Here is a 2,640-nt window from a genome sequence, read left to right as displayed (position 1 = left end):
GCCGCGGCGACGGCCAGCGCGCCCAGCGGCGCGGCCTTCAACAGGCTGCGGCGGGTCGGATCGGGTTGCTTGTCATCGTTCATGATGGTCCTCATGCGGCAATCGGGTCGGTGGCATCGAGCACGGCGAACGCCTGCGCTTCGATCGACAGGAAGGCATCGACGACGCCTGCGACGATCCGGTAGAAATTCGCGTCGGCACTCCCCGCGATGTCGGCCAGGCAGGCCGCATACCACGGCCGGACATGCGTTTCGAAAAAGTGTTTTTGCACGGCCAGGCTACGCGGCGGCATGCCGGGTCCGCCCTGGATCAATACGCGCATCGTCTCGCACAGCGTGCCCAGGTGGTCCTCGAACTCGCCCACGCCTGGCGCCCGCGCGAGACGCAGGCGCGCGAGGTCGTGGCGCAGGTCGGCCAGCGGCGCATCGTTCAGGTGGCCCGTGAGGTAGAAGGAACCGTACGGATTCAGCGGCGGCGTGCCGGTGCTGATGAACATGGCCGAGAATTCATCGGCTGCGGCGGCCGCATCGACGACGGTGGCGGCCTGGGTCAGCTTCAGCCAGGCGTCCTCGAGAGCGAATTCGCCGGCGGCGCCGATCGGATCCGCGGCGGCCAGTGCCGCGAGCAGTGCGTCGTCGGGCGGGGCCAGCAGCAGGCGTGCGAACAGCGCGTAGAAGTCGGCGCGGGCCTGGTCTTCGTCGGCCAGCGGCGGCGCGACGGCTCTCTCCACGCCGTCATGCAAATCGGATGAAGCAGAACGCTGTTCGACGGACATGGTTCTCCCGTTGGCAAATATTCATGGGAAGTGTAATCCTTGACAACGCAAAGGCGCGCACGCTTGACGTCCACGCGACATTTCGTTGGCAAGGCAACCAACGTCGGGACAAATTCCCTCGTTGCAGTCGGGCTGCACGTCTATAATCGAGACATCACCCGAAGGTACTTGCCATGATTGCCGCTGATACCACGTCCGCACCCCCTGTCAACGTCACCGCACTCAAGTCCAGTTGCGCGGCCTGCAGCATGCACCAGCTGTGCCTGCCAATGGGGCTGGAAGACGCGGACATCGACCGCCTGGATCGGATCATCGGCAAGCGCCGCCGCCTGGAGCGCGACGAACCGCTGTACAAGATGGGAGAGCCGTTCCGCAACCTGTACGCCGTGCGCTTCGGCCACTTCAAGACGTACCAGATCAACGCGGCCGGCGAGGCGCAGATCACGGGCTTCCAGATGGCCGGCGAGCTGCTCGGCATGGACGCCATCAGCGCCGACCGCCACCACTGCGACGCCGTCGCACTGGAAGACAGCGAAGTGTGCGAGATCCCGTTCGGGAACCTGCAGGACCTGTTCGGCCAGGTGCCGGCGCTGCTGCGCCACTTCCACCGCATCATGAGCCAGGAGATCACGCGCGAACAGAACGTCATGCTCCTGCTGGGGAACATGCGCGCCGAGCAGCGCTTCGCCGTGTTCCTCATCAACCTCTCGGCCCGCTACGCGGCGCGCGGCTATTCGTCCACGCGCTTCCAGCTGCGCATGTCGCGCGAAGACATCGGCAACTACCTGGGCCTGACCATCGAAAGCATCAGCCGCCTGCTGTCCCGTTTTAAAAAGCTGGGGCTCGTGCAGGTCGACAAGCGCGAGGTCGTGCTGCTCGAACCGGCGCGCCTGAAGGCGATGGCGGCCGGGACGGAGCAGTGCAGTCCGATGGCCTGACCTTTCGGTAGTTCCCGGTCTCCCCGTCCGCATCGACAATGCGGGCAAAGGAGATCCCCCATGCATATCAAGTCAATCCCCGCCGCCATGCTGCTGGCCGCGGGCACCGTCCACGCGCAAGACAACGCCGTGCAGATCTACGGCCGCCTCAACGTCGCCCTCGAACACGCGGCGGCGTCCTCCGGCCCCGGCCTCACGCGCCTCGTGAACAACCGCTCCGTGCTGGGTTTCCGCGGCGGCGAAGACCTGGGCGGCGGCCTGAAAGCCATCTTCCAGGTCGAAGGCACGCTGTCGCCCGACACGGGCACCGGCGCCCTCGCCGCACGCGATACCCGCGTGGGCCTCGCCGGCACGTGGGGCACGCTGTTCGCGGGCCACTGGACGACGGCCTACAACAGCGCCACGTCCGGCCTCGACCCGTTCTATCCGACGACGGCCGGCTACATGAGCATCATGGGCAATGGATCCGCGGGGGACGCGGACAACGTCAGCGACAAGTCGTCGTTCGACCGGCGCCAGTCCAATTCGATTCACTACTGGAGCCCGTCCTGGCACGGCCTGTCGCTGCGGGTGACGCACGGCCTGAACGAAGAAAAGCCGGCAAGCGGCGCGCAGCCGTCGCTGACGTCGGCCGCCGCGATCTACGAACGGGGCCCGTGGTATGCCGTACTGGCGGGCGAACGCCACCACGAGTACCAGGGACCGGGCCTGGACGACACGGGGGCGAAGGCCGCCCTCGCCTACCAGTTCCCGCAGACGCGCATCGCCGTCGTCGCCGAACGTTTGAAATACGGGACGGGCGCCGGCGAGCTGGCGCGCAATGCCGTCTACCTGTCGGTGTCGCACCAGGTGGGGCCGCACGGCATCCGCATCGCCATCGCGCGCGCGGGCCGACGTTCGACGTGATCCGCATGCGCAGCCTGTCGT

The 2,640-nt window shown here is 67.0% G+C and carries 3 protein-coding genes; 2 read left to right on the top strand and 1 reads right to left on the bottom strand.

Going from position 1 to position 2,640, the window contains the following annotated elements; translation table 11 throughout:
- Positions 1-91: 91 nt before the first annotated feature.
- Entirely contained in the window at positions 92-730 is a 639-nt protein-coding gene (locus ACEN88_RS28895; RefSeq protein WP_413345237.1) for a molecular chaperone, read from the bottom strand.
- A gap of 218 nt (positions 731-948) precedes the next feature.
- Here ACEN88_RS28895 and fnr point away from each other — a divergent pair, with 218 nt between their 5' ends.
- Positions 949-1,713, top strand: coding sequence for a fumarate/nitrate reduction transcriptional regulator Fnr (gene fnr, locus ACEN88_RS28890; RefSeq protein ID WP_413345235.1), 765 nt, complete (start codon positions 949-951; stop codon positions 1,711-1,713).
- A gap of 60 nt (positions 1,714-1,773) precedes the next feature.
- Positions 1,774-2,619: a porin gene (locus tag ACEN88_RS28885; RefSeq protein ID WP_413345233.1), complete on the top strand. Its 846-nt coding sequence runs from the start codon at positions 1,774-1,776 to the stop codon at positions 2,617-2,619.
- Positions 2,620-2,640 lie beyond the last annotated feature (21 nt).

The sequence above is a fragment of the Massilia sp. CT11-108 genome (assembly GCF_047302915.1).
GTDB lineage: Bacteria > Pseudomonadota > Gammaproteobacteria > Burkholderiales > Burkholderiaceae_D > Telluria > Telluria orientalis.
This window is presented reverse-complemented; position numbering and strand designations above follow the sequence as displayed.

Coding starts and splice junctions, on each gene's coding strand:
- fnr (WP_413345235.1), top strand. CDS start 949: ATGATTGCCGCTGATACCACGTCCGCACCCCCTGTCAACGTCACCGCA.
- ACEN88_RS28885 (WP_413345233.1), top strand. CDS start 1,774: ATGCATATCAAGTCAATCCCCGCCGCCATGCTGCTGGCCGCGGGCACC.